This is a genomic window from Streptomyces sp. NPDC054840 (assembly GCF_053611065.1).
Window position 1 is genome coordinate 1,526 of sequence record NZ_JBSGZP010000500.1, and the last position, 4,027, is coordinate 5,552.

Consider the following 4,027-nt stretch of genomic DNA (forward strand, 5'->3'; position numbering starts at 1 on the left):
GCCTCGTACGCCTTCGCCCTCGCCTCGGTGGCCGCCGTACTCGAAGTCGGCGACGGCCGCGTACGCCACGTCGCCCTCGCCTTCGGCGGCCTCGCCCACCGCCCCTGGCGCGCCACCACCGCCGAGGCGCGGCTCACCGGTGCCGTACCCACCGACCAGGCGGTACGGGAAGCCGTGGACGCCGAACTGGCCGCGGCCCGGCCCCTGCGCGACAACGCGTTCAAGGTCGACCTCGCCCGTAACCTCGCCCGCGACGCCCTCACCACCCTGATCCGCTCCGCCTCCGACGGCCCTGCCGCCGGCCCCCGGCCGTGACCGCCCCCGTACAGACAAGGGGACCCGCGATGCCCACCACACCCACCGCGCCCACCATGCCCGGCACGCCGGCCATGCCTGGCACGCCGGCCGTGCCCGACAGCCCGTCCGCCCTCGGGAGCCCCGCCCGGCGCATCGAGGGACGCGAGAAGGTCACCGGAGCCGCCCGCTACGCCGCCGACCACACACCCCCCGACTGCGCCTACGCCTGGCCCGTGCCCGCCACGATCGCCCGCGGCCGTGTCACCTCCTTCGACACGTCGGCCGCAACCGCCCTGCCCGGTGTGATCGGTGTGCTGACCCCGTACGACGCGCCCCGTCTCGGCGCGGTGGACGACCCCACCCTGCACCTCCTCCAGGACCTGCGCGTGCCCCACCGTGGCTGGTACGTGGCCCTGGCCGTCGCCGACACCCTGGAGGGCGCCCGGGCCGCCGCCTCCACGGTGGGCCTCACCTACGCGGCCGAGCCCCACGACGTCGCCCTCAGCGCCGATCACCAAGGCGCCTACATCCCCGAAGAGGCCAACGGAGGCTATCCGGCACACCGCGAACAAGGGGATCCGGACGCGGCGCTCGCCGCATCCCCCGTGCGGATCGACTGCGTCTACGCGGTGCCGCCCCTGCACAACCACCCCATGGAACCGCACGCCGCCGTCGCCGACTGGGACGAGGAACGCCACCACCTCACGGTGTACGACTCCAGCCAGGGCGCGGGCCCCGTGCGGAGCACGCTGGCCGCCCTGCTCAAGCTGACCGAGGACGAGGTCACCGTAGTCTCCGAGCACGTCGGCGGCGGGTTCGGCTCCAAGGGCACCCCCCGCCCGCACGTGGTCCTGGCGGCGATGGCCTCGCGTCACTACGGCAGGCCCGTCAAACTCGCCCTGCCGCGCGCCCACCTGCCCGCCACCGTCGGCCACCGTGCCCCCACCCTCCACCGCCTCCGGCTCGGCGCCCGGACCGACGGCACCCTGACCGCCCTGACGCACGAGATGACCACCCACACTTCGCGCGTCCGCGAGTTCGTCGAACAGGCGGCGGTGCCGGCCCGCGTCATGTACGCCGTGCCCGACCTCCGTACCACTCACCGGGTCGTGCCCCTCGACGTTCCCACTCCGTCCTGGATGCGTGCACCCGGAGAGGCGCCCGGCATGTACGCCCTCGAATCGGCGATGGACGAACTCGCCGACGCCCTCGGCATCGACCCGATCGAGCTGCGCGTGCGCAACGAACCCCTCACCGAGCCCGACAGCGGCCTCCCCTTCAGCAGCCGTCACCTCGTCGAATGTCTGCGTGACGGCGCCGAGCGGTTCGGCTGGGCCGAGTCCCGCGAGCCGCGCCGCGAAGGCCCGTACCTCATCGGCAGCGGCGTGGCCGCCGCCACCTACCCCGTCCTCGTCGCGCCCTCCACCGCGCGGGCACACGCCCGCCCCGACGGCAGCTACCTCGTCGAGGTCAACGCCACCGACATCGGAACGGGCGCCCGTACCGTCCTGGCCCAGGTAGCAGCGGATGCCCTGCGCGTACCGCTCGACTCCGTGTCCGTCGCCATCGGACACACCGGCCTGCCGTCGGCATCGCTCGCCGGGGGCTCATCGGGCACCGCCTCCTGGGGGTGGGCCGTGCACGACGCCTGCACCGCCCTGACCGCCCGCCTGGACCGCCACCACGGGCCGCTGCCGACCGGGGGGCTGTCCGCGTCCGCCGACACCACACAGTCCGCCAAGCAGAAGTCCCCGTACGCCCGGCACGCCTTCGGTGCGCACTTCGCCGAGGTAGGCGTCGACACGGTCACCGGGGAGGTCCGCGTACGTCGCATGCTGGGGGTCTTCGCCGCCGGCCGCATCCTCAACCCGCTCACCGCGCGGTCGCAGTACAAGGGCGGCATGGTGATGGGACTCGGCATGGCCCTGACCGAACACAGCACGATGGACGCGACGTTCGGCGACTTCGCCGAGAGCGACCTCGCCGCGTATCACGTACCGGCGCACGCCGACGTACCCACCATCGAGGCCCACTGGATCGACGAACACGACAAACACCTCAACCCCATGGGCAGCAAGGGCATCGGCGAGATCGGCATCGTCGGGACGGCGGCCGCGATCGGGAACGCCTTCTGCCACGCCACCGGTCACCGACTGCGTGAACTGCCTCTGACACCGGACCGGGTACTGGCCGTACTCGGACCCGCCGACTGAGGCGAACGGCGAACGGCAGTCCGTGTGCGCAAGGTCGGTGTGCGGTCCGGCCGGCGTCCTCCCCTGACCAGCTGCTCCAGGGGAGAACCGGTCTCGCGTGAATCGTTTGGGAGTCGCAGGCACGGACATATACGTAATAAAGGTGTTCAGGAGATGACATGGGCACTGGTGAGAAAGCGAAGGCTGAAATAGAACGAGTCGCGGGAAGGGCTGTGAAGAAGGCGGCCCACGCCTTGGGTAAGGAGACTCTGGCCGCCAAGGGTGCCGCTCTGGAAGCCCGGGGCAATGCTCGGCGCGTCAAGGAGAAGGGCAAGGACGCGTTGAGTTGACCGCGCCGATCCTTGGCCGTGGGCCGAGTGGGTCGACGTGGTGGGAACATCGAAGAGGCAGAAGTGCACCGCTCATTCACGCGGCGAGACAGGAAGGAATCATGGGCATACTTGCTTGGATTCTTATCGGTCTGTTCGCGGGCATCATCGCCAAAATGTTGATGCCTGGGAAGGACCCGGGCGGCATCATCATCACCATATTGATAGGTATTGCGGGCGGCCTGCTCGGCGGGTGGCTCGGTAAGGTGATTTTCGGAGTCGACTCCATCGACGGCTTCTTCGAGTTTTCGACGTGGATCGCCGCCGTCGTCGGCTCGCTCATCCTCCTCGGCGTCTTCCGCCTCTTCAGCCGTGCCAGGCACTAGGGGGAAGCGGCGACCGGACGCCGGTCTTTTCGATACGCGGAACGGCTTCCCCGTGAGCCGTTTTCTTCGATCACCGCATGCGCGCCGCACGGGGGGCCTGAGCCCGGTGAGGCCGGGGGTCGCTCTGGATCCGGCGGACCCCACCCACTCCGGCATCCTGCCCCGTGCGTCGCGGTGCGCCCGTGTGCGGTCTGTCCGTCACCCATGCAGGACGCGTGTCATCCTGCGACGCAGCGCCCGCCGAGCGGCCCACATCATCACTCGCAAGCCCCATGCGGCCAGTCGCAAGAGGATCCGCCCCACGACGGGTCGTCGAATCCAGCGGACAAGTGTCCATCGCCGTCTCCACTTGTGTCCGTGGCGCCCCGGGGTGAACTTCACGATTCCTCCCTGCAGCTGCGGGCGACGTTCTCAGGCGGGCCCAGTTCCGTATCCATGGGAGAACCTGACCCTCTGGGCACGACCATGTGTGCCCCTACCCGATTTCATACGACGAGAACGTAAATCTGCTGACATGCGTATCCGCTCTCGCGAGGGGTAGGGGCTGGGCAGGCTTGTACTGCCAAGCGCCGAGTGGCGGGGAGGTGAGAGCGATGGGTGCGGGCAAGAAGGTCAAGAACGTCGCCAAGACGACCAAGGGCAAGATGAAGGAGAGCACGGGCAAGGCGGTGGGGAACGAAAGCCTGGAGGCCAAGGGGCGGGGCGAGCAGAAGATGGGTGACGCGAAGCAGGCCGCCCAGAAGGCGAAAGACGCACTGAAGCGCTGACACCGACAGTGACACGTCGAGTGAGGCTGGTACGTGAGGTGACGTGGGGTGAGGGC

At 69.9% G+C, this 4,027-nt stretch carries 3 protein-coding genes and 1 pseudogene; all 4 read left to right on the forward strand.

Annotated elements, in window-relative coordinates:
* Positions 1–315 (forward strand): annotated as a pseudogene (locus ACWGIU_RS27920) (FAD binding domain-containing protein); the annotation flags it as partial.
* Positions 316–389: 74 nt separating this feature from the next.
* Positions 390–2,510: a xanthine dehydrogenase family protein molybdopterin-binding subunit gene (locus tag ACWGIU_RS27925; protein WP_453710311.1), complete on the forward strand. Its 2,121-nt coding sequence runs from the start codon at positions 390–392 to the stop codon at positions 2,508–2,510.
* A gap of 430 nt (positions 2,511–2,940) precedes the next feature.
* A complete protein-coding gene (locus ACWGIU_RS27930; protein ID WP_453710306.1) occupies positions 2,941–3,204 on the forward strand; it encodes a GlsB/YeaQ/YmgE family stress response membrane protein in 264 nt (87 codons plus the stop codon).
* Between the two features lie 593 nt (positions 3,205–3,797).
* Positions 3,798–3,971, forward strand: coding sequence for a CsbD family protein (locus ACWGIU_RS27935; protein ID WP_453710307.1), 174 nt, complete (start codon positions 3,798–3,800; stop codon positions 3,969–3,971).
* The last annotated feature ends 56 nt before the right edge of the window (positions 3,972–4,027 follow it).